Origin of the sequence: Fictibacillus sp. 26RED30, from assembly GCF_015903845.1 — a bacterium.
GTDB lineage: Bacteria > Bacillota > Bacilli > Bacillales > Fictibacillaceae > Fictibacillus > Fictibacillus phosphorivorans.
This window is the reverse complement of sequence record NZ_JACZDV010000001.1, coordinates 2,284,977-2,305,945: the sequence shown is the minus strand read 5'-3', so window position 1 is coordinate 2,305,945 and position 20,969 is coordinate 2,284,977. Positions and strand designations below refer to the sequence as shown.

The 20,969-nt window shown below is 37.6% G+C and carries 25 protein-coding genes and 2 riboswitches; of the genes, 17 read left to right on the top strand and 8 right to left on the bottom strand.

The window, feature by feature from the left end; genetic code table 11:
• Nucleotides 1-21 precede the first annotated feature (21 nt).
• Together IHV11_RS11825 and IHV11_RS11820 are read right to left on the bottom strand one after the other, a co-directional pair.
• On the bottom strand, nucleotides 22-1,404 hold the full coding sequence (locus IHV11_RS11825; protein WP_197194736.1) for a sigma-54 interaction domain-containing protein: 1,383 nt from the start codon (nucleotides 1,402-1,404) through the stop codon (nucleotides 22-24).
• A gap of 188 nt (nucleotides 1,405-1,592) precedes the next feature.
• Complete coding sequence (locus IHV11_RS11820; protein WP_066392468.1) at nucleotides 1,593-2,015, bottom strand: organic hydroperoxide resistance protein; 423 nt, start codon at nucleotides 2,013-2,015, stop codon at nucleotides 1,593-1,595.
• A 153-nt stretch (nucleotides 2,016-2,168) separates the two neighbouring features.
• On the opposite strand from IHV11_RS11820, the gene IHV11_RS11815 reads away from it, so the two are divergent.
• Nucleotides 2,169-2,609: a MarR family winged helix-turn-helix transcriptional regulator gene (locus IHV11_RS11815; protein ID WP_197127296.1), complete on the top strand. Its 441-nt coding sequence runs from the start codon at nucleotides 2,169-2,171 to the stop codon at nucleotides 2,607-2,609.
• A gap of 186 nt (nucleotides 2,610-2,795) precedes the next feature.
• Here IHV11_RS11815 and IHV11_RS11810 read toward each other — a convergent pair whose 3' ends face one another.
• A complete protein-coding gene (locus IHV11_RS11810; protein ID WP_197194735.1) occupies nucleotides 2,796-3,980 on the bottom strand; it encodes a DHH family phosphoesterase in 1,185 nt (394 codons plus the stop codon).
• A 230-nt stretch (nucleotides 3,981-4,210) separates the two neighbouring features.
• Between IHV11_RS11810 and IHV11_RS11805 the strand changes: the two genes are divergently transcribed.
• The 12 genes from IHV11_RS11805 to IHV11_RS11750 all read left to right on the top strand — a co-directional run bounded on the left by IHV11_RS11805 (nucleotide 4,211) and on the right by IHV11_RS11750 (nucleotide 13,931).
• The gene (locus IHV11_RS11805; RefSeq protein ID WP_197194734.1) at nucleotides 4,211-5,494 is read left to right on the top strand and encodes an MFS transporter; all 1,284 of its coding nucleotides are present in this window, start codon (nucleotides 4,211-4,213) and stop codon (nucleotides 5,492-5,494) included.
• 51 nt (nucleotides 5,495-5,545) lie between these two features.
• Nucleotides 5,546-5,794 (top strand): hypothetical protein, encoded by a 249-nt coding sequence (locus IHV11_RS11800; protein WP_197127299.1) that lies wholly within the window; start codon nucleotides 5,546-5,548, stop codon nucleotides 5,792-5,794.
• 280 nt (nucleotides 5,795-6,074) lie between these two features.
• Nucleotides 6,075-6,214, top strand: a riboswitch (cyclic di-AMP (ydaO/yuaA leader).
• 57 nt (nucleotides 6,215-6,271) lie between these two features.
• A riboswitch (cyclic di-AMP (ydaO/yuaA leader) is annotated at nucleotides 6,272-6,422 on the top strand.
• A gap of 230 nt (nucleotides 6,423-6,652) precedes the next feature.
• On the top strand, nucleotides 6,653-7,066 hold the full coding sequence (locus IHV11_RS11795) for a hypothetical protein (RefSeq protein ID WP_197194733.1): 414 nt from the start codon (nucleotides 6,653-6,655) through the stop codon (nucleotides 7,064-7,066).
• A 24-nt stretch (nucleotides 7,067-7,090) separates the two neighbouring features.
• Nucleotides 7,091-7,228 (top strand): hypothetical protein, encoded by a 138-nt coding sequence (locus IHV11_RS11790; protein WP_197127301.1) that lies wholly within the window; start codon nucleotides 7,091-7,093, stop codon nucleotides 7,226-7,228.
• A 77-nt stretch (nucleotides 7,229-7,305) separates the two neighbouring features.
• Nucleotides 7,306-7,581 carry an HPr family phosphocarrier protein gene (locus IHV11_RS11785; protein ID WP_066392488.1) on the top strand — a complete coding sequence of 92 codons (276 nt, stop codon included), beginning with the start codon at nucleotides 7,306-7,308 and terminating at the stop codon, nucleotides 7,579-7,581.
• 23 nt (nucleotides 7,582-7,604) lie between these two features.
• Complete coding sequence (locus IHV11_RS11780; RefSeq protein ID WP_156499132.1) at nucleotides 7,605-7,712, top strand: hypothetical protein; 108 nt, start codon at nucleotides 7,605-7,607, stop codon at nucleotides 7,710-7,712.
• Nucleotides 7,709-7,789: a potassium-transporting ATPase subunit F gene (locus tag IHV11_RS21500; protein WP_082861312.1), complete on the top strand. Its 81-nt coding sequence runs from the start codon at nucleotides 7,709-7,711 to the stop codon at nucleotides 7,787-7,789. Before IHV11_RS11780 ends, IHV11_RS21500 begins: the two co-directional genes overlap by 4 nt.
• A 15-nt stretch (nucleotides 7,790-7,804) precedes the next feature.
• A complete protein-coding gene (gene kdpA / locus IHV11_RS11770; protein WP_370568672.1) occupies nucleotides 7,805-9,469 on the top strand; it encodes a potassium-transporting ATPase subunit KdpA in 1,665 nt (554 codons plus the stop codon).
• A 126-nt stretch (nucleotides 9,470-9,595) separates the two neighbouring features.
• Entirely contained in the window at nucleotides 9,596-11,608 is a 2,013-nt protein-coding gene (gene kdpB, locus IHV11_RS11765) for a potassium-transporting ATPase subunit KdpB (protein WP_197194995.1), read from the top strand.
• A 91-nt stretch (nucleotides 11,609-11,699) separates the two neighbouring features.
• Nucleotides 11,700-12,251, top strand: coding sequence for a potassium-transporting ATPase subunit KdpC (gene kdpC / locus IHV11_RS11760; RefSeq protein WP_231620328.1), 552 nt, complete (start codon nucleotides 11,700-11,702; stop codon nucleotides 12,249-12,251).
• Nucleotides 12,252-12,338: 87 nt separating this feature from the next.
• On the top strand, nucleotides 12,339-13,493 hold the full coding sequence (gene kdpDN / locus IHV11_RS11755; RefSeq protein WP_197127304.1) for a KdpD-like non-kinase potassium sensor: 1,155 nt from the start codon (nucleotides 12,339-12,341) through the stop codon (nucleotides 13,491-13,493).
• Nucleotides 13,494-13,535: 42 nt separating this feature from the next.
• A complete protein-coding gene (locus IHV11_RS11750; protein WP_197194730.1) occupies nucleotides 13,536-13,931 on the top strand; it encodes a CBS domain-containing protein in 396 nt (131 codons plus the stop codon).
• A gap of 119 nt (nucleotides 13,932-14,050) precedes the next feature.
• On the opposite strand, the gene IHV11_RS11745 is transcribed toward IHV11_RS11750, so the two are convergent.
• From IHV11_RS11745 to IHV11_RS11735, 3 genes are all read right to left on the bottom strand, one after another.
• The gene (locus tag IHV11_RS11745; protein WP_197194729.1) at nucleotides 14,051-15,463 is read right to left on the bottom strand and encodes a sensor histidine kinase; all 1,413 of its coding nucleotides are present in this window, start codon (nucleotides 15,461-15,463) and stop codon (nucleotides 14,051-14,053) included.
• The gene (locus tag IHV11_RS11740) at nucleotides 15,450-16,133 is read right to left on the bottom strand and encodes a response regulator transcription factor (RefSeq protein WP_197194728.1); all 684 of its coding nucleotides are present in this window, start codon (nucleotides 16,131-16,133) and stop codon (nucleotides 15,450-15,452) included. Before IHV11_RS11740 ends, IHV11_RS11745 begins: the two co-directional genes overlap by 14 nt.
• A gap of 70 nt (nucleotides 16,134-16,203) precedes the next feature.
• On the bottom strand, nucleotides 16,204-17,256 hold the full coding sequence (locus IHV11_RS11735; protein ID WP_197194727.1) for a hypothetical protein: 1,053 nt from the start codon (nucleotides 17,254-17,256) through the stop codon (nucleotides 16,204-16,206).
• Nucleotides 17,257-17,572: 316 nt separating this feature from the next.
• Here IHV11_RS11735 and IHV11_RS11730 point away from each other — a divergent pair, with 316 nt between their 5' ends.
• A complete protein-coding gene (locus tag IHV11_RS11730; protein ID WP_197194726.1) occupies nucleotides 17,573-18,733 on the top strand; it encodes an acyl-CoA dehydrogenase family protein in 1,161 nt (386 codons plus the stop codon).
• 58 nt (nucleotides 18,734-18,791) lie between these two features.
• Here IHV11_RS11730 and IHV11_RS11725 read toward each other — a convergent pair whose 3' ends face one another.
• Complete coding sequence (locus tag IHV11_RS11725; protein WP_197194994.1) at nucleotides 18,792-19,169, bottom strand: glyoxalase superfamily protein; 378 nt, start codon at nucleotides 19,167-19,169, stop codon at nucleotides 18,792-18,794.
• 139 nt (nucleotides 19,170-19,308) lie between these two features.
• Between IHV11_RS11725 and IHV11_RS11720 the strand changes: the two genes are divergently transcribed.
• The 3 genes from IHV11_RS11720 (at nucleotide 19,309) to IHV11_RS11710 (ending at nucleotide 20,249) form a co-directional block, all read left to right on the top strand.
• Nucleotides 19,309-19,743 (top strand): VOC family protein, encoded by a 435-nt coding sequence (locus IHV11_RS11720; protein ID WP_197194725.1) that lies wholly within the window; start codon nucleotides 19,309-19,311, stop codon nucleotides 19,741-19,743.
• Nucleotides 19,740-20,027, top strand: a complete 288-nt coding sequence (locus IHV11_RS11715) for a hypothetical protein (protein ID WP_197194724.1) — start codon at nucleotides 19,740-19,742, stop codon at nucleotides 20,025-20,027. The genes IHV11_RS11720 and IHV11_RS11715 overlap by 4 nt, the downstream gene beginning before the upstream one ends.
• Nucleotides 20,028-20,108: 81 nt before the next feature.
• Complete coding sequence (locus IHV11_RS11710; RefSeq protein WP_197127312.1) at nucleotides 20,109-20,249, top strand: hypothetical protein; 141 nt, start codon at nucleotides 20,109-20,111, stop codon at nucleotides 20,247-20,249.
• Between the two features lie 41 nt (nucleotides 20,250-20,290).
• On the opposite strand, the gene IHV11_RS11705 is transcribed toward IHV11_RS11710, so the two are convergent.
• Nucleotides 20,291-20,947 (bottom strand): TetR/AcrR family transcriptional regulator, encoded by a 657-nt coding sequence (locus tag IHV11_RS11705; protein ID WP_197194723.1) that lies wholly within the window; start codon nucleotides 20,945-20,947, stop codon nucleotides 20,291-20,293.
• Nucleotides 20,948-20,969: the final 22 nt, after the last annotated feature.

Below are 20,969 nucleotides of genomic sequence, written 5' to 3'. Positions count from 1 at the left end.
TGCAAGGATCATGCCAAAAAACTAAATAATCTGATATTTTTTCATTTTTCTTACGATTGAAGGCTGACTAGTGCCGAGTGCTTCTGCCATCCGTATGGTCGTTTTAAATTTCTTTCTTGCTGTTAATAAAATTTGTTTCTCTGTTTCATCTAACATTTCTTTAAGTGTTTGTTCTGCATGAATAGTTGGCGAGGGTGTAGATGTACCTTCTTTTACATGATCAGGAAGATGTTCATCCGTAATGAGAGTCGTAGGGGAGAGTACCACTAATCGTTCCATGATGTTGATTAGTTCTCGTACATTTCCCCTCCAATCATAGTGCAGAAGATGATGAATGACAGCTTCATCTAACCTTTTCTTCTTGTTATATTTTTCTTCGAATTGCTGTAAGAGCATATGTATAAGTGGTACGATATCTTCGGTTCTCTTCCTGAGTGGGGGAATCGTTACAGGTACTACGTTTAAACGAAAATAGAGATCTTCGCGAAACTGTTTCTCATGGATCGCCTTCTGCAGATCTTTGTTCGTAGCTGAGATCAAACGGAAATCTACTTTGATTGGTTTCGTTCCTCCAACACGATAAAACTGTTTTTCTTGTATGACTTTTAACACTTTTACTTGGTGCTGTAGGGGAAGTTCACCGATCTCATCTAAGAAGAGTGTGCCTCCGTTCGATAGTTCAATAAGACCGACTTTGCCTTTTTGATGTGCACCTGTAAAAGCGCCAGGTTCATAACCAAATAATTCAGCTTCAAATAATGAATCTGGAATAGCACCACAGTTAACCTCAATGAATGGACCTTTTGATCGGTGACTTTTATTGTGAATGAATTTAGCTAACAATGATTTCCCGACACCAGATTCTCCTAAGATGAGTGCATTCACATCTACTTCAGACAACTGAAGTGCTGTTGAAACAGCTTTTTTCATATCTTCACTTTTAGCGATGATTCCAGCATCATGAAGCTGTTTGTTTCTCAATAGTCCAAGCTCCGTTTTTACACGCTGCATCTCTTCTTCCATAGCAAACAAAAACTCTTTATACTGAGCCAGTTCTGTAATGTCGTGTGAGTAGCTTACAATTCTATATAATTCGCCTTGTTCGTTATAAACAGGGATTCCTGTAACAAGCAGTTTTTTTCCTTTATTCGTTGTTTGAACAAACGTAATCTTTTTATTTTCTTTTACAACCATTGGAGTGAGAATCGGTGTAAATAATCCTTGAGTTTCTAGATCATAAACGGATTTTCCGATTAAACTATCTGATTCTACTCCGTAGATCTTTCCTGTAACTTCACTTACTTTAAGGATTATACCCTCTACATTCGTAACTAAGATATCGTCTTTTAAAGAATGAAGAATTTGTTCATTTTCGTTCCAATCTTTTGATTGATTCAAGTTCATCAGTCCTTTTATCAGTTAAATAATATTCATTTCTGAATAATTATTTATTTATGAATAATTATACGACTACTCACTGTGATTGAATATAGAAACTGAGAATATTTTAATTTTAAAAGAGGTGATTTGAAGAAAGGAGAGGGGGATACAAATAAAAAAAGGACCAAAATGAATGGTCCTTTAAACTTTAATTATAGAAGTTCAGTTTTCAACTCTACGTCAATGTTGCCGCTTGTTGCTTTAGAATATGGACAAACACCGTGAGCTGTCTTTACTAATTCCTCAGCTTCTTCTTGTGTTACACCGTTAACACCAACGTTTAGTACTACTGCTAGCTTAAACCCGCCATCTGTATCTTTTCCGATAGAAACTTCAGCAGTAACCTTCGATTCAATTCGTTTTTTGCTTTGACGCGCAACAAGGTTTAGTGCTGAATCAAAGCAAGCGGCATATCCTGCTGCAAATAGTTGCTCAGGGTTTGTTGCGTTCTCACTTCCAGATCCTCCAAGTGCTTTAGGCATAGCTAACTCATGATTTAGAACACCGTTATCACTCTTTACTGTACCTGCTCTTCCACCTTCAGCTGTTGCTTTTGCTGTGTATAATGCTTCCATTCCAAACACTCCTTTGTGTAAAATTAAATTGTGTACAACTTAATGACTCGTAATCATCATAACGTATCCTTTTTGTAGAGTCAAACAATTTAATTGTGTAAAACTAAATTGTGTTATAATGCAATTACCCTTTACAAAAAGAAAGGAAACATCATGAAAAGTGAAACGTTAAAATTAGAAAATCAGATATGTTTTAAAATCTATACAGCAGAACGTGAGATTACAAAGCTTTATCGAGAGTTGTTAAAAGAACTCAACGTCACATATCCACAATACTTAGTTTTGCTTCTTTTATGGGAAAAACATTCATTGTCTGTAAAAGAATTAGGCCAGCGCTTGTTTTTAGATTCCGGAACTTTAACACCAATGTTAAAACGCATGGAGCTAAATGGTCTTGTTGAAAGAAAACGATCAGAACAAGATGAGCGCAGTGTAATTGTTTCTGTGACTGAAAAAGGAGAAGCACTAAAAGAAAAAGCGGAGTGTATACCGGATCAGCTTGTTGATAATATTCCGATGGGAAAAGATGAACTCACAATATTGAATAAAACATTGACGAGTATGTTAGAACAGTTGCAAGATCATTCAAAATAATAAACGAAAAGACGCTTAGCATTGGTTCTAAGCGTCTTTACAATTTTTATCCTAACTAAAACACAATTCTATTCACATGAGTGATGTAACATAGATATTCGATATTCAGAGTCATTGAAAATGATGACAAGTGATCTACAAAATTAAAAATACCTTGGCAATTGTAGCCAAGGTATTTACTATAAATTAGTTATTGTTATTCGCTTCATCATCTCGCATTAACCAGCCCTCAAAATGGCGCTTCACGTAATTTTCCGCTGCTTGATACGTATCGAAAATTTCATCGACCGGATGTGTCTTATGTGTGATCAGCCATGTTTGATTATCTTCTGAATAGATCTTAGATACTTCACGATGATTGTTCACATATAAGCTGCCATCAGGATTTTCCTTCACGTTGTGCTCGTTTTTCGGTGCATCGATTCGTCTAGGTTGTTCATGGAATGCAGCAACAACAAACTTTTCAAATGCTTCAGAAGTCATGTTTCCGCCAGAAGCTTTTGGATGCCCGCCGCCGCCATATTGTTTGGCGTAGATCGAACAATCCACCTCTTCATGAATGGTACGAAGACCGATCCGTTTGTTAGCGATATTTAGAATTACAATCAAGTCTAAGTGAGGATTCTCACGATTGATCTCGTTCCCAAGCTCAGAGTGATAACGTTCGGCATGAAGAATACCAACCTTATACGTTTTCTCTTCAAATCCTTCGCCTAAAGACCAAGTATCCCAGATTTCGACCATCTGACGTTGTTTCTTTTTAATATAATCTGCAATATTTTCTTCTTCAAGATCCAGAATCGTTGTTTCTGTTTCTGAAAACTGAAAAGAATCACCTTTTAAACGATCCATGATCTGATCCTCAAATTTATCAGGAGGAAGGATAAAGAATAAGTCGTTAAGACGCTTAGCTTCAACTTTTTGGTCAAACCATTCCCACGTATCATATAAACGCACAAGTTCTACATATTCATCGAGCGCACCTGTTGGTTTAAGCTTACCGTTCTCGATCAAATATTCATAGAAAAGGGAAGTAGCACATGTTAAACGTTCATCATCATAACGAACTTGAACATGCCCCCAATCAAACCCATTGAAATGAAGCGCTGTTGCATGGTGGTCGATCAGCTTTACTTTTCCACCTGCATTAGATCGTTCATCAAGTCGCATCATTAATTCTTCGTTAACCGCAATATCTGTAATGATAATTTCTGTTTTTCTTTCTCTCGGATTATCAAGCAGCATCTCTACACGGTCATTAATCGTTCCATGTGAACAATACGATATTTTACAGTTGTCTCCAAATGCTAGTTGTGCTAAATAACCGCACGATTTTCCGTCTAAATCGTTGTGTGAAAATAAATGAATCATGTTAGTATCCTCTCTATTATGCTCTCTGTCTAGAGTATCGTCATAAAGCATAAAGTTCAACCTTTATATCGTAGTATTCTTTTCATTTACAAATTCAGCTGATTTTAACACCGAAACCGGATGAATATGCTAAATAATTCTTGTGAAATTTCACAAGAATTTATTTACAATTGATTTCATTAGGTAGAAAATGGTAATGATGAAAATTATTTAAAGTTGGGGGTTATGATGTGAAGGAGTTTCTGAAAGTGTTTCAGAATAAAAACTTCAGCAAGCTGTTTTTTGCTGGTTTTACTTCAATGATGGGAAGTATTATCGGCGTTACAGCTTTTATGTTTTATTTGTTGGATAAGTTCGGTGAACAGCCGTTTTATGCCACACTTGCAGAATTGATGTATTCTCTGCCAACACTAGCTGTTTTCTTTATCGTAGGGGTATTAGCCGATCGAATGGATCGTCAAAAAATCGCGCTTTATTGTGATTGGATTTGTGCAGGGCTGTGCCTCTTATTAATGGGTGCTATATGGCTAGACTGGATGCCTTTGATTTTTGCTATCTTATTCTTAAGAAGTGCAGTAGGTAAATTCTTTTTTCCTGCTGATCAAGCGATGGTACAAGGTGTACTCTCGAAAGAGGAGTATGCAATTGCAGCTGGATTGAATCAAATGGTAGGTAGTTTATTTATGCTTTTTGGGAACATGATCGCCATTTTTATTTATTGGAGTATAGGAATACAAGGAGCAATTGCATTTGACCTTATTACATATGTTATATCAGCATTATTAATTATGAGTATGAGAGTTGATGAAGATGTTCGTCTGCCGAACGGACAACACAGGTTCAAAGATATTCGTGTAAAGATGGTATGGAAGGATTTTGTTGCGGGGTTCAATTACATTAAACAATCTAAGCTTCTACTTTCATTAATCTTTGGTTTTTTCTTGTTTGGTATAGTAAATGGTGGATTGTCAGTTATGCCGGCTTTTATCATGAAATATAAACTCGCTCCAGATAATTACGAACAAATGATGATGTGGATGGGTGTGGTGTTTGGTGTATCTATCCTTACAGGGAGTGTTATTTGTTCGATGCTCGCTAAAAAGATCAGACTCTCGTATGCGATTGTTCTTGGACTATTCGTAAGTGGATTGTCACTTGGTTTATGCGCCATCGCGCCAAATGTGTTGACATTCTTTATTTTTACAGGATTGGCTGGGTTTAGCATTCCATTAATCAATATTGGAATCGGTGGCTGGTTACCTAAGATCGTAGATCCTAAAATGATGGGACGTGTTCAAGGATGGATTACACCGATCAACATGCTATCTCACACCATGACACTCGGTTTAATCGCTGTGTTTTTCCCGAAAATTCTAACCGTAGAAATGCTGTTCTGGGTTGTGGGAGGATGTCTGATTCTTGTTGGACTATTCTACATGTTCACTCTACCCAGGTATGATATTGAAGAAAATGATAACAAAAATGATTTGGAATTAGAAAAAGTACCAGTTTAAAGCTGGAGATTATGGCGAAGCCCTTTTATAATGAAAAGCGGAGGGGAAGTCATGGCAACTTTTCAAAACGTACTATTCTGGATTTTTTTAATCTTACCAATTATTTTATTCTTTGTAGCTATAGCGAGAACTTCATGGGTGTTGTTGCTTGTTAACTTTTTTTTAGCTCTACCGATCATTTGGTTTGTGAGCTGGATTACAGAAAGTTATGGAGCTGTCTTTGTAGTGTTTGCGATTCATCTGTTCACAGGCGTATGGCTCTGGACTAAAAGACAGAGATTGGATTTTAGATCGTTTTAACCAAGCTAAGCAAAGTAAAATTTGCTTAGCTTTTTTATTTTTAAAAAAAAATTTAAGTTCAGTACTTGGTTTTTTTAGAATATTACAACTATTATTTTGTTTGAAATGTATCGAAAAATTGAGAAAGTAAAAGAAAAAAGATGATTTGTTTGTTTTTTGTTTCTTAAATAAGTTTATTTAATTCGTTTTTATACGAAATATGAATATTTCAGAGTTTTTAATGGATTTACAACGGCTGAAACCAGGAGTAATATATTGCTTATCGTAAAACTTTAAATTTTTTCCATGACCGCTGAATCCAAATTTGGAACGGAGGAACCATCGGCAGTTTCCATTGCCTGGGGTGAAACTTATAAAGTCGGGCGACTTCTGCCGTCCGAACCCGTCAGCTAACTTCGTAAGCGTGGTAGGAGAGGGAAGGTGAACATTAAAAAAGAGTAATAATAACAATTTTACAAATTATGATTATTATATCATGCGTCTTTATCGCTTAATTCCTAATTTAGGGAGCGGGGGAACCAATCGCAGGCCATTGCGTCTGCATGGGGTGAATCTCGAGAGATCGAGTAGGGCTACTCTCAAGCCCGAATCCGTCAGCTAACTCCGTAAGCGTACAGAGAGAGGCAACAAATTTCGTGTATTCACACGCTTATTCAAGTATGCGTAGAAGCCGCGAGAAGAGTTCCTCTTCCGCAGGCTTCTTTTTTGTTGCCTTTTTTTCACTATCTAAAAGTATAACTTGTCGGCACGATGGTTTTCGACGTAGCAACAAGTTTAAGACGATAGTATAAGCGCAATTAAGGCTGACATGAGAGGCTAGAATTCAGCCTATTTCTTTACGAGATGGAGGGTGGAACGATGGAGAAATCATCTGGGAACGTGCTCATTATGTTTCCTGATCTAGTTTCAGATGTATTTATTTCAAAACTAAGATTGTGTGAAGACTATCAATCTCTTGTTCTCTGTGTTCCTAACCGAGAAGAAGCAGATAGACTCTCACAAGTTGGGTTTCAACATGTATATGTTATGAATTATGGTGACAAGCGTAAAGTTATCGAGATGGTAGGTCCTTTTGTTCAAAAAATCATTGTTGTTGAATCTGGATTTTTAGAATGCTGCCAAACGATTGAACTCATTCGCAGCATTTATAACATACCTGTTTATGTTATCAAATCAGACACACGGTATATTTCCAGAGTTTATAAGGAGTTAGGTGCCGATTACGTAATCTATAACAAAACCGGAAATATTCAATTCTTACTTTCTTCATAAAAAAAAGAGCGGAGGAATTCATTTATGAGATTAAGTCCAAACGAAATTGAACAGATTTTGTTAAAAGCAAAAAGAGATCAATTGAATGCTTATTATGCAAGTGTGATTCAACATAGTCTCTCAAAATGGATCATACAAGACACGCTTAGAAGTAAAGGTTAAACCATTACAGGAGGGAACCCATCAAAGATAAGATGTTCCCTCTGTAAATCCATACCAGTGATAGGCAGGGTGAAAACATGGGGACAGAGTCAGTTGTTTTATTGCCAAAAAGGTTGTCGATCGGACAGATCAATGAATTTGTCAATGCTGCTGGTTCTTTCGAAAGTGAGATTCTATTCTTTTATCAAGGCATACAGATTAATGCGAAAGGCTTACTATCCGTTAATCTATTCTTTTTGTCACACTATTCAAGAAATCAAAACGAACCGATCACACTTAGAATAGAAGGTTGTGATGCTCAAGAGGCTATCAAAAATTTATCTCTAATGCTGAATGGTTACTTAGAACAATGAACTAATAAAAAGAAGGTGTAAAAATGTTAGATGTGATGATGGTTTTATTGATGGTAGGAATGCCAGTCTTAATGATGGGTCTAGCAAAATGGTCATCAAGTGTTGTTGATGAAGGAAGTGTAAATAAATGATGACTGTCATGTTTGGAGTAGCCGTTTTAACAACGGTGTATCTTCTTTACGTATTATTGAATCCAGAGAAATTTTAGGAGGTTTTTCCGTTGATAGTCAGTTTACTCTCTATAGCTATAACTCTACTTATAGCTCTTTTACTTGCAAAACCAGTAGGAATTTATTTAGCGAACTCGTTCAATTATTCGAATAAGAACAAACTCTTTTATCCTTTCGAAAATCTGATTTATTCCATTAGTGGAATGAAAAATAAAAATCAATCTTGGAAAGTTTATGCTTCATCAGTAATCGTGATCAATGCGATTATGATTCTATTAGTTTACTTAATCTTCCGTTTTCAAGGCAGTTTGCCTCTGAATCCGAGTAAGATAGCAAACATGGATCCAAGTCTTGCGTTTAACACAGCAGTAAGTTTTATGACGAATACGAATCTGCAGCATTACAGTGGTGAAAGTGGTTTATCCTATCTTTCACAAATGATTGGCATTCTTTTCATGATGTTTGTTGCACCAGCTACAGCATTAGCAGTAGCAATCGCATTCATTCGTGGGCTATCTGGCAAGTCTTTAGGAAACTTTTTTGTGGATATGGTTAGGGGTATCATTCGTGTGTTACTACCGATCGCTTTTGTAACAGGACTCATTTTCGTTGCACTTGGAGTACCGCAGACATTAGATCCAACGGTTACAGTCACTACAGTTGAAGGTGGAAAACAAAACATAGCAGTTGGACCAGTTGGTTCGTTCCTATCCATAAAAGAATTAGGAAATAACGGCGGTGGGTTTTTCGGAGTTAACTCAGCGCATCCGTTTGAAAATCCGAACGGACCGAGCAACTTTATTCAAATCTTATTGATGCTACTATTACCGATGGCATTACCGTTTACGTACGGAAAGATGGTTGGAAATCCAAAGCAGGGACGTATTCTTTTCGTTTCCATGACGATGATGTTTATTATGTTCCTTGGCATCTCCCTGAGTGCGGAATATCAGGGAAACCAAGCAATCAATGCTCTAGGTGTGCAACATGATCAAGGAAGCATGGAAGGAAAGGAAGTACGATTTGGTGTCGCTCAGTCTTCACTTTACTCGGTTGTTACAACGGCTTCAGAAACGGGGGCTGTTAATACGATGCACGATACACTGACTCCGCTTGGCGGATTAGTTACATTATCCAATATGATGTTAAATACCGTTTATGGCGGTGTAGGGGCAGGCTTTGTCAACGTCTTAATGTATGCGATTATTGGTGTTTTCTTATCTGGATTAATGGTGGGGCGTACCCCGGAATTTCTAGGTAAAAAGATTGAAGGGAAAGAAATGAAGCTGATTGCAGCGACGTTGTTAATCCACCCGTTCCTTATTTTAGGAGCATCTGCTGTAGCTTTCTTTACACCACTCGGACATGAGGCCATTTCGAACTCAGGTTTTCATGGTATTTCACAAGTAATCTATGAATATACCTCTTCAGCAGCAAATAACGGCTCTGGTTTTGAAGGATTAGGAGATGCGACAAACTTCTGGAATATTTCTACCGGAATCGTTATGTATCTTGGAAGATTCTTTTCCATTGTAACGATGCTTGCGGTTGCAGGATCATTGGCTGTAAAACGAACCGTTCCAGAAACGATCGGAACGTTCAGAACAGATAACGGGCTATTTGCAGGTGTGTTTATTGGGGCTGTATTTATTGTTGGGGCTTTAACATTCTTCCCAGTATTGGTATTAGGCCCGATTGCCGAATATTTAACATTATAGATGCTGTAGAGAGGTGAAAAAATAATGGGTGCTCAAGGCTTAAGGACCAAAAAAGAATTATCTCAGTACGTTCCTCCCCAAAAAGGTGGGAACGGACCTATGAAAAAGAATCGTGAGGAAGTACAAATGAATAAAACAATGATGAATAAAGAAATCGTGAATCAGGCGATAAAGGAATCTTTTATTAAACTAGATTCAAGGGTAATGATTAAAAATCCGATCATGTTTGTTGTTGAAATTGGTTTTGTAATTACATTATTATTAACCTTTTTTGGAGATCAAACTCAAGTTGGTTTCAATATTGCTGTAACCTTCATTCTGTTTGTAACCCTCCTGTTTGCAAATTTCGCTGAAGCAATAGCTGAAGGAAGAGGGAAAGCTCAGGCTGATTCATTAAAGAAAACGAAAAAAGAAGTTTATGCAAACCTTGTGCTGGAAAACGGTAAACACAAAACAGTTTCATCAGCTGATCTTCGTAAAGGAAACATCGTTATTGTAAAACAAGGTGAAATGATTCCAGGAGACGGTGAAGTCATATCTGGTCTTGCCTCTGTTGATGAGTCGGCGATTACAGGAGAATCAGCTCCTGTAATTAAAGAAGCTGGCGGTGACTTTAACTCCGTAACAGGAGGAACACGTGTAGTAAGTGATGAAATTAAAGTACGAATTACAGCAGATCCAGGAGAATCATTCCTTGATCGCATGATCTCCCTCGTAGAAGGAGCGAAGCGTCAAAAAACACCGAATGAAATTGCGTTAAGTACTGTTTTAACGAGTTTGACACTTGTTTTTATGATTGTAGTTGTAACACTTCCATTCTTTACAAAGTATCTAGGTTTTGACATACCAGTACCGGTCTTAATCGCATTACTCGTTTGTTTGATTCCGACAACAATCGGTGGACTTTTATCCGCGATCGGTATTGCTGGAATGGACCGTGTTACGAGATTTAATGTAATCGCTATGTCTGGTAAAGCGGTTGAAGCTGCAGGTGACATCAATACGATCATCCTAGATAAAACGGGGACGATTACATTCGGTAACCGTATGGCAAGCGAATTTGTACCAGTAGGATTCGATACGAAAAAATCAGTTGGGGAATGGGCTGCCATCAGTTCATTAAAAGACGATACACCAGAAGGTAAATCCGTTTTGGAACTCATGAAAAAAGAACACTTATCGTTTGATCAATCTCTTGGTGAAGATGGAGAATTTATTGAGTTTAAAGCCGAAACGCGAATGAGCGGAATCGACTTAAAAGATGGAAAAAAAGTACGAAAAGGAGCGGTAGACGCAATTAAAAACTGGGTACTTGCAACTGGTGGAGAAGTGCCACATGACCTTGAAGAAAAAGGAAACCGAATTGCATCTGAAGGTGGAACGCCGCTGGCAGTAGCTGTGGATCAGCATATATACGGACTGATTTATTTAAAAGATACCGTAAAGCCTGGAATGAAAGAACGTTTTGAACAGTTACGAAAAATGGGAATCAAAACGATCATGTGTACAGGTGATAACCCGTTAACGGCTAAAACAATAGCAAGAGAAGCCGGCGTGGATGACTTTATTGCTGAAAGTAAACCGGAAGATAAAATCGCTGTAATTAAGCGTGAACAAGCAGAAGGGAAATTGGTTGCGATGACTGGTGATGGAACGAATGATGCACCAGCACTTGCACAAGCGGATGTAGGGCTTGCCATGAACAGTGGAACGACTGCAGCGAAAGAAGCTGCCAACATGGTAGACTTGGATTCCGATCCGACGAAAATTATTGAAGTGGTTTCCATTGGGAAACAATTGCTAATGACTCGTGGTGCGTTAACAACATTCAGTATCGCGAATGATATTGCGAAGTATTTTGCCATCATCCCAGCGATGTTCATGCTGGCGATTCCTGAGATGGAAGTACTCAATGTCATGAAGCTTGGCTCACCGATGTCGGCCATACTGTCTGCGTTAATCTTTAATGCGATTATTATTCCATTGCTCATTCCTCTGGCTATGAGAGGAGTAGCTTACAAACCGATGAGTTCAAATGCATTATTGAAACGTAACCTCTTAATCTATGGTTTCGGTGGTGTAATCGTACCTTTTATCGGAATAAAATTGATTGATCTGATTGTTCACTTGTTCGTGTAACCGTTAGAAAAGAAAGGAATTGATTGATATGCAATCACATTCATTAAATCAACATAATGAAAAAGTATTTATCTTTAACAATATCGTTAAGATGCTTCGCCTTTCCCTTGCTTTAATGGTGATATGCGGTCTTGTATATCCTGTTGTTGTCACAGGAATTGCACAAGTCGTTATGCCGAAGCAAGCGGATGGAAGCCTAATCTATAATGAAGATAAAGAAGTAATAGGTTCTGAACTTATTGGTCAAACGTTTACGAAACCCGAATACTTCAGCGGGCGTGTTTCCAGTATCGAGTACGACGCGGCTGGTTCTGGAAGTCCAAACTATGCACCTTCAAATGAAGATATGATGAAACGAATGAAAGAAAGCATAGCTGCATGGGAAAAGGCTAACCCAGCTGTACCTGTTAACGAGCTTCCGGTTGATTTAATCACAAACTCCGGATCCGGACTTGATCCGCATATTACTCCTGAGGCTGCAGCTGTACAGGTTCCAAGAATTGCAGAAGCAACAGGAATAAATAAAGAAAAACTTAAAAAATTGATTAAAGAAAATACTCAAGGAAGAGAGCTTGGTCTGTTTGGTGAAACTCGCGTGAATGTACTGACACTTAATATTGCTTTAGAGAAATTGTTACAATAGTAGAAGACAAAGCCTTTACTCTAAACTTAGGGTAAAGGCTCTTGCTTATTGGTTTGTAGTCGATGATGATGATAACGAGGTGCGTAAATGTATGACAAATACCCTCAACTTAAAAGGAAAACGCCTGAAGAATTTCTGCAGGAAATCTATCAAGATGAAAAGGGAAAGTTAAAGCTATTCGTTGGAGCAGCACCAGGTGTAGGTAAATCGTATAGAATCCTTTTAGAAGCTCATGATTTAAAAAAACAAGGAGTCGATATCGTAATCGGCTTAATTGAAACCCATGGTAGAAAAGAAACAGCAGAAAGAATTAAAGATCTTGAAATCATACCTAAAAAAATCATTGAATACAAAGATAAAAAACTAGAAGAGTTAAATATAGAAAAGATCATTGAACGCCGACCAGATGTGGTCATAATTGATGAATTGGCCCATACCAATGTTCCAGGTTCTAAAAACAAAAAGCGATACATGGATGTGGAAGAAATACTTGATGCCGGAATTAATGTTGTATCAGCAGTAAACATCCAACATATTGAAAGTGTTCATGATATTGTTCAGCATATTACAGGTGTAGCAGTTCGCGAACGAATACCTGACAGGATTCTGGATATTGCACATGAAGTAATCTTAATTGACGTGACACCAGAAATGCTGAGGCAACGTTTAATAGAAGGTAAAATTTATGCGCAGGAAAAAATAGACCAGGCATTGAACAACTTTTTTACTAAGAACAATTTAGGTGCACTGCGTGAATTATCTCTCCGTGAAATTGCAGATGATGTAGATGAAAAGCTCTTAAAATCCGATATCGTCTTTACCGATAGTGGTCCAACAGGTGTGGCAGAAAAAATTTTAGTCTGTGTACAATATGGTCCAAGTGCAGAAAAGCTGATCCGAAGAGGCTGGCGAATAGCCAATCGTTTAAATGCAGAATTATATGTTTTAAATGTGTTGATCGATCACAGAGGGAACATTTCTCAAGAACAGCGAAAAAGAATCAGAGGCTGGAAAAAACTTGCTGTAGAATTTAACGCTAAATTTATTCTAGAAAGATCCAGACAAAGAAAAATACCACAAGTTATTACAGATGTCGCAAAAGAACATCATATCACTCAGATTATTTTAGGCCAATCTGCAAGAACGAGATGGGAAGAGATTACAAAGGGTTCTATTGTTAACAGTATAATGAGAAATTCAAAAAACATAGACATACACATCGTTTCTGAAGAACAGTCATAATTAATACGAATAAAATTTCAATCAAGAGGGGATTTACAAGTTATGAATATTGCATTCTTTCTTCTTCCAAAGAAAGAAGTGATCTGTTTACATGCAAAATCAACCATTCGCCAGGCTATGGAAAAGATGGAGTATCACAGATACACCGCTGTACCTGTAATTGATGAAAAGGGACATTATATAAAAACGATCACAGAGGGTGACCTTTTATGGAAAATTAAAAACACAGAAGGTCTTTCTTTTCAAAATAGTGAGCATCATTATATTAAGGACATAATGGTAAACAGGGACTATCAGCCTGTTCATATTGATGCTGAGATGGAAGACTTAATGTCGCTTGTTGCAGTTCAAAACTTCGTACCAGTTGTGGATGACAACGAAGTATTTATCGGTATCATACGTAGAATGGACATCATTCATTATTTGAGTAAGGTATAAGATTTATGAAAAAATGACCGGCTGGGTAGGCCGGTCTCACTGGTGGGGAGGTAGGCTGTTGGTTGACCTAACCTGAAATAATCATAACACGAACATGTGTTCTTGTAAATGTATAATACTTATTTTTTCCATTCTATTAAAAAAGTGCTTCCTGCAGTGGAACTTTTTTTAAGAACTAGTTCTGCACCTAACGCTTTTGCTAGCATTTTACTAAATGGTAGTCCAAGGCCAAGCCCACGCACTTTTAACTTTTTCTTTTCACCACGAAAAAACCGTTCAAAAATATAGGGCTGTTCATTTTCGGGAATCCCTGACCCTGTGTCTGTCACTTCAATCGTATTTTCGTACAAGACAACGCTGATCATTTTTTCATCTCCTAAAGCTTGATAAGCATTGTTTAAGAGGTTAATGATGATCTGCTGTAAACGAAGTGGATCAACTTCTCTATATATGAAGCTTTCTGGAACAATAGTCTTACACATAACTTCTTTGTTCTTGGTCATACTCCATTGGTGAACGATATCTTGAACAAGCTCGTTCATGTTGCATGTTTCATTACGCATCGTAAAAGCTCCGGCGGAAAGAGAGTTATAATCTAATAAATCTTCAATCATCCTTTGCAATCTATAAATTTCCTTCATTGTAATCTGCAGAAATTCTTCTTTTTCATCTCCTGAAACAATCCCGTCTTTCACAGCTTGCACGAGACCACTAATGGACGTAACAGGTGTTTTTAAGTCATGTGTAACTCCTGCCAGTAATTCTGCTCGGAGCTTTTCTAAATGCTTCAACTTCGTACTCATCTGTTCAAAGGAAGTTAAAAGATCATAAATTTCTTGTTCTTTAGCATCTGTAGCTAATTGAATGTCGTAATTTTCATCTTTAATCTGAGAAGCAGCATGTGCCACATCTTGGATGGGTTTTAGAATCTTTTTTAATAGAATATAGATGATCAACCATCCGAGAAGACCAAGGCTTATCAATAGGAAGATAGGAAGACGATAACCTTGATCCACATCTGAGAGGTTTGAGGCAGATTGTATGATAATTACCCAACCTGCTTGGACTCCAGCGTATATTAAAGGTTTTTTTACTGCATAGGCAGACTTGCCATTCACTTTAAATTTGTTAGTTGTTTTTTCACTGTTTACTATTTCAACCGGGATAGCATTCAATTTTAATGTAGGTTTATTTGCATCTGGACCCTTTTTTATAGATTTTAGATTAAGAATGTTACCATTCAAATCCGTAATATATAGTTCAGGTGGCTTTTCCATCTGCAATAGTTCTGCGCGATCATCTAGTTTACGATTGAACCGACCTAAATCATTCTTTCTGTCTCCGGATTCGATACGATCCGCTGTATCAGCTGCCATGTATTCCATGAGTGTTAAACGATTTTCTAAAGCCGTATGCCGTATCCACCACAAAGAACATAAACCTAAGATTACAAGACCAATAAAGAGGGTGAGGACATATCGGGTGGTCCAATACTTTAATAAAGTTGTTCTGTCTTTTTTATTCGTATACACAGAATTGATACCCCAGTCCTCTAAGTGTTCGGATTTCTCCTTGTGTGTCTGGCCATGCAGCAAGTGCTTGACGAACACGTTTGATCGATAAGTCTACAGCACGTTCGCTGCCATAATAATCTAAGCCCCATATTTGTTCAATTAATATCTCTCTTGTGTAGGTGCGGTTTGGATGATTGGCCAAAAAGAGCAATAAGGAGGTGTCTTTTGGTGTTAGAATGATAGGCTCACCATTTATTTTTACAGAATGAGAGTCGAAGTTGATGCTCAGACTTCCATATTGTTTTGTGTTCTCGGTTTCTAGTACATTCGTAGATCGACGAAGGACTGCATGAACTCTCGCAATAACTTCTTCGCCGATAAAGGGCTTTGCTATGTAGTCATCTGCTCCTTGATTTAATCCTTTCAAGCGATAATCGATGTCTCCTAAGGCTGTGAGCATGATAACAGGGCATGAACTATTTCGACGAATCTCTTGAAGGATTAACCACCCATCCTGATCGGGAAGCATTACATCAAGCAATACTAGGTTAAAGGAAGTTTCTTTGAACTGTTGAAGTGCGGTCTTACCGTCAAATGCTTGAACAACATCAAAGTTTTCGTGTTTTAAATAGACAGTTAATACTCTTGATATGGTTACTTCATCTTCTACTAGCAATATACTTTTCATGTTCATACCTCCTGTTAACCCATACTATACTGTAAAAATCCCCAGTTTTATAGACTGGGGATCATAGACTTTACATATCGTTTCCGAATTCGGCCTGCTCATTCATCTGTGGTTGCATCTTATTGTTTGACGGAGGTGCTTCACCTTCAAAACGCTGTCCTTTTTTATGATGTTTAGTAGAGTGACCACCTGGTCCAAAGCCTCCGTAACCTTTACCCATCAGAGGGAAAAAGCCTTCATCTTTTAATGCTTCTAGTTTATTTGGATCCTTCTTTTCAATAGCTTCAATTAGTTCTTTTGTTGATTGATTTTTTGTTGAAATTCCTAATTCTTTTGCTAAATTTTCTATCTTTTTCTTTTTGATTTCTGAAGCAATTTCTGGAATAGTTTTTCCGTCAATCGTGATGCTAAGCTTCTTAGCATCAGCTTTTACTTTTGCACGTGTAACTTCTTGAGCAACTTCACGAATATCTTTTCCGTCCACAGTAATACCTAATGATTTAGCTTCTTTTTTAATCGAAGCAGTCAACACTTCCTGTTGAAGCACTTTTTGCTCTTTGCCATCAGTAGAGATGCCAAGCTCTTTTGCTTTTTTATTTAGAGTGGCTTGTTTGATTTCTTGTCTTAATGTTTGTTCATCTTTTCCATCAGTTGCAATACCTAGTTTTTTTGCTTCCTTCTTAATCTTTGCCATATGAATTTCATCGCGAAGAACTTCGGCATCTTTCTTTGTGGTAGAGATTCCAAGTTCTTTAGCTTTTTCTTTTAGTTTAGCTAGCTTTACTTCTTCAACGAGTGTATCAATCTCTTTACCAGAAGTCTTAATGCCTAATTCCTTTGCTTCCTTTTTGATTTTTGCGTCACGAATTTCCTTCATGAGCGTTTCAGCATCTTTCCCACTTGTAGCAATTCCAAGTTCTTTGGCTTTTTTGATTAATTCTTCTGAGTTTCCTTTAAGTAAACCTCTGAAATGTTCGTGGCCAAACCCTTTGTCTTTCATCTCCCATTTTTCTGAAACTGAATTCGAACTAAAACGATCATTATCTGCTGCAAGAGATGTTGTAGCATAACCACCAACTAGTAATGCACCTGCAATTGTAAATCCGATTACTTTCTTTTTCATTGAATGTTCCTCCTACTAAGTTTCTAAAGTGTTGTGTTTCTTTCCTTGTACCAATAATGTAACCATTGAACGTGTCAGCATCATGTCAGGCGTAGTAAAAATATAAAAAAATTTATAAAATCTACTCAACATTCAATTAAGCTCATATATTCTTCTAAAATAAGCTATTTCATATAGTGATTATGAAGGTTTAATGTGTCAGTAAGATGTCAAAGGGGAATTATGAGACTAATACCTTGCCGTTTTTTATGTAAAGGGCATACACTATTTTTAAAAAACATAGTGTTCTGATTTGTAAAGAAAGGATTGTCGTCGTATGGATTATTTATATGAAAGATATATACAAACAAAGAAACAGCAAGAATGGTTTGATAAGATTGATGCTCTTGCTGGTGGATTTGCTAAGAGAGCGGACACATATGACCAAAAAAGTGAATTTCCATTTGAAAATATAAAAGAGTTAAAAGAAGCGGGGTACCTATCATTAACTATTCCGACTGAGTTTGGTGGAGAAGGATTAAGTTTGTACGAGTTTGTTCTATTACAAGAGAAAATTGCGACTGGTGATGCAGCTACTGCTTTGTGTCTCGGTTGGCACCTTGGCTGTTTTTTAGAACTCGCAGAAGAGCGAACTTGGGATGATGCAATATTTAAGATGCTTTGTGAAAAGGTAGTGCATGATCGAGTTTTAGTGAACCGTGCAGCAACGGAGCCAGCAACAGGAAGTCCTACTCGTGGAGGAATGCCACAAACAACAGCATTTCAAAGTGATGATAAGTGGATTATTAATGGTAGGAAAACCTTCACTTCTATGGCCCCAGCCCTTGATTATGCAATTGTTTCGGCACAGGTAGGAGATACGGGTAAGAAAGGGAATTTCATGATCTCTATGAAATCCGAAGGTGTATCAATTGAAGAAACGTGGGACACTGTAGCGATGCGTGGAACTCGAAGTGATGATCTTATCATGAAGGATGTAAAAGTTGAAAACAATGCTTTAGTCGAACAAGAACGAGGCAAAAGCGAATTGCCAAAAGCGTGGCTGCTTCATATACCAGCGTGTTACATTGGCGTTGCGGTTGCAGCTCGCAATGAAGCCGTTCACTTTGCAAAAACGTACAAACCCAATAGTCTGAGAGGACCAATCGGAGAAGTACCAGAAGTGCAACGAAAGGTGGGGGAGATGGAGCTTGAGCTTTTTCATGCTAGAGAGCTATTATACAGTGTTGCTCTAAGATGGGTAAATGAACCTCATCGCAGAATGCAAATGGGTCCAGAATTGATGGCAGTGAAGCACGTTGTAACGAATGCGGCTGCAAAGGTGGTTGATCTCGCTATGAGGATTGTTGGAGCAAGAAGTCTAGCTATGTCAAACCCCCTACAACGACATTACCGGGATGTTAGAGCAGGGCTTCATAATCCTCCGATGGATGATATGGTTATTAGTACGCTAGCCAAAAGAGCGTTAGATAAATGAAAAAAGGCACCTGGAGTTTTAACTCGAGGTGTCTTTTTTCTCGTTTTCTGAAAACATATTACAGTGATTCAATCCGTTCTACAAAACAAAATTCGTTACCGAACGGATCCCCTACTCTAACTTCTTTAAAGCCATGTGCCTCTTCTAGTCCAGGTCTAGCATACTTATACTTTTTTTCTGCCAAAAATTGATGGTAGGCTTCGATTCCTTCAACATGTATCCTTACTTTTATTCCAGGGCTCGAATCACCATGATGTTCAGATAGGTGTAAAGAGCAATCCCCTAGAGAAACCTGCATATAGATGGGGAAATCTTCTTCGTAACGATGTTCCCAATCTAATGAAAATCCAAGGAAATCAAAGTAGAATTCTCTTGCCTTATCTTCATCAAATATTCGAAGGACAGGGATTGTATTTTTAAATTGATAATGATTCATGAAGTAATCACTCTCCAAGTATTTTGTTATAAGACTATTTCTGCTACGCATGACGAGTTCCCTTGTTTTCTAGGAGGATTTTTCTTTTAATAGAAGAATTTTTTATATTATAAATCTATTTTATGAGGAGGAGATATCCTTGAATAAAAAACTAATCCGTGTAGGTACGACCTATGTGCCTGTTTTGCATGTTGATCATTCAGCTAAATGGTACGCTGAAGAGCTTGGTGCAACGATCAACTATTGTGATGAGGAAAAAGCCATACTAGATCTAGCAGACCAAAGTTTTTTTCTAGTGAGGTCATTAAAAGATGAGACTTCAAACTTTACAGACTACAAAGGGGAAAAAAGATTTTCATTAACATTTGAAGTAGACGGAAAGGAAGCACTGTATAACTTGCATGCTGAATTTAGAACTCAGGGCATACAAACAGGAGATATTGAAGATCGTGGACATAACGGTGAGAATTTCGTTTTTTTCGATCCTGATGGAAATTGTTTTGATGTTTGGAGTGTCCTGAGTCCAAAGTATAAAACTTTACGGAAAGAAACTGTTTCAGAGATTGAAAGATGAGGTGGTTAATAGGTATCTTTTTTTCTATATTAGGTATCTTATTGTTAACCTATGGACTAAATCTAAGGGAGGTTGCTGAAACCCAGGTCGACGGAGACGGCATTGGTGTGTACTTTTTAGGAATAGAAATCAACGAGAGGGTTCCAACGGTAGATATACCATCCTATTCAAATGGTTTTATGGGTTCTGGCATTATATTTTTAATTCTTGCTGTTTGCTTGTTCGTCATTCTATTAAGTGAAAAAAGCACACTAAAACCGATCACACCAAAAAAACAGGCTTGAGACTGTGAGAATATTGGGTAATGTATATTATGAATCTCGAGGATAAATGAAGATTTAAAGTGAAGAGTGGGAGGTGAGTGTATGAAGAAAGTGAATATATTTGTCATCATTTGTTTGCTCATTGCTATTAGTCCCGCTGCTAAGGTAATGTCACCGACAACAACTGATCCTAATGTTCAACTTTCTCACTTTACCCCCGAACCTCAAATACTAGTAGAATAAAACAGAACCCGTTTCCTTAGAAAGCGGGTTCTGTTTTTACGTTATCTTTTTCCTGTAAGACCATACATAATAAACGCCACGATTTGATCAATTTCTTTTTCATCATCCCATTCTTTATCAGAGAAGAGAAGAAAGCGTGGCAGGATATAGCCTATGATACTTGATGCAGTCATGCGCATAATCGTTTCCGGAGGAAGGGGAACAATCTCCCCTTTTTCTTGGAAGTGCTCGATGGTTTTCTTGAATTTTTGATAAACATGTTCAGTGAAAAGCTTTTGAAAAGGCTCGCGTAATTCATCGTGAAAAGCAATCTCTTGAATAAAAATTTTTAATACAGGAAATTGCTTCCGAACGAATTCAAGCCTGTTTTTAGCAATCACTCTTATAAAATCTTCATAATGTTCATATTCGTTTTCAAATACCTCTTTAGTGAAGGACTTGATGAAGAAGGGAGCTACAAATTTTGCTACTGTTGGTGTAACAATAGCAAGCAACAGCTCTTTCTTCGTTTTAAAATGACGAAAAATCGTGCCTTCAGCAACTCCAGCTTTTTTGGCAATCTCACTCGTAGAAGAAGCGGCATATCCCTTTTCTGAGAATGTATCGATGGCTGCTTCTAAGATTTTTCGCTGTTTATCACTCATAGTTGGGACATCGTGGTCGTTAATTAGGTCGTTGATCCACTCTGAATTGGACATTAAAGCTACTCCTTTTAAAACG

Bases quoted from the DNA above. Each gene is read 5' to 3' on its own strand.
- IHV11_RS11825 (WP_197194736.1), bottom strand. From the start codon at position 1,404: ATGAACTTGAATCAATCAAAAGATTGGAACGAAAATGAACAAATTCTT.
- kdpB (WP_197194995.1), top strand. From the start codon at position 9,596: ATGAATAAAACAATGATGAATAAAGAAATCGTGAATCAGGCGATAAAG.
- IHV11_RS11820 (WP_066392468.1), bottom strand. From the start codon at position 2,015: ATGGAAGCATTATACACAGCAAAAGCAACAGCTGAAGGTGGAAGAGCA.
- IHV11_RS11710 (WP_197127312.1), top strand. From the start codon at position 20,109: ATGAAGAAAGTGAATATATTTGTCATCATTTGTTTGCTCATTGCTATT.
- IHV11_RS11725 (WP_197194994.1), bottom strand. From the start codon at position 19,169: ATGAATCATTATCAATTTAAAAATACAATCCCTGTCCTTCGAATATTT.
- IHV11_RS11790 (WP_197127301.1), top strand. From the start codon at position 7,091: ATGAGATTAAGTCCAAACGAAATTGAACAGATTTTGTTAAAAGCAAAA.
- IHV11_RS11730 (WP_197194726.1), top strand. From the start codon at position 17,573: ATGGATTATTTATATGAAAGATATATACAAACAAAGAAACAGCAAGAA.
- IHV11_RS11705 (WP_197194723.1), bottom strand. From the start codon at position 20,947: ATGTCCAATTCAGAGTGGATCAACGACCTAATTAACGACCACGATGTC.
- IHV11_RS21500 (WP_082861312.1), top strand. From the start codon at position 7,709: ATGATGACTGTCATGTTTGGAGTAGCCGTTTTAACAACGGTGTATCTT.
- IHV11_RS11815 (WP_197127296.1), top strand. From the start codon at position 2,169: ATGAAAAGTGAAACGTTAAAATTAGAAAATCAGATATGTTTTAAAATC.
- kdpC (WP_231620328.1), top strand. From the start codon at position 11,700: ATGCTTCGCCTTTCCCTTGCTTTAATGGTGATATGCGGTCTTGTATAT.
- IHV11_RS11810 (WP_197194735.1), bottom strand. From the start codon at position 3,980: ATGATTCATTTATTTTCACACAACGATTTAGACGGAAAATCGTGCGGT.
- IHV11_RS11735 (WP_197194727.1), bottom strand. From the start codon at position 17,256: ATGAAAAAGAAAGTAATCGGATTTACAATTGCAGGTGCATTACTAGTT.
- IHV11_RS11715 (WP_197194724.1), top strand. From the start codon at position 19,740: ATGAGGTGGTTAATAGGTATCTTTTTTTCTATATTAGGTATCTTATTG.
- IHV11_RS11750 (WP_197194730.1), top strand. From the start codon at position 13,536: ATGAATATTGCATTCTTTCTTCTTCCAAAGAAAGAAGTGATCTGTTTA.
- IHV11_RS11800 (WP_197127299.1), top strand. From the start codon at position 5,546: ATGGCAACTTTTCAAAACGTACTATTCTGGATTTTTTTAATCTTACCA.
- IHV11_RS11740 (WP_197194728.1), bottom strand. From the start codon at position 16,133: ATGAAAAGTATATTGCTAGTAGAAGATGAAGTAACCATATCAAGAGTA.
- IHV11_RS11780 (WP_156499132.1), top strand. From the start codon at position 7,605: ATGTTAGATGTGATGATGGTTTTATTGATGGTAGGAATGCCAGTCTTA.
- IHV11_RS11785 (WP_066392488.1), top strand. From the start codon at position 7,306: ATGGGGACAGAGTCAGTTGTTTTATTGCCAAAAAGGTTGTCGATCGGA.
- IHV11_RS11795 (WP_197194733.1), top strand. From the start codon at position 6,653: ATGGAGAAATCATCTGGGAACGTGCTCATTATGTTTCCTGATCTAGTT.
- kdpDN (WP_197127304.1), top strand. From the start codon at position 12,339: ATGTATGACAAATACCCTCAACTTAAAAGGAAAACGCCTGAAGAATTT.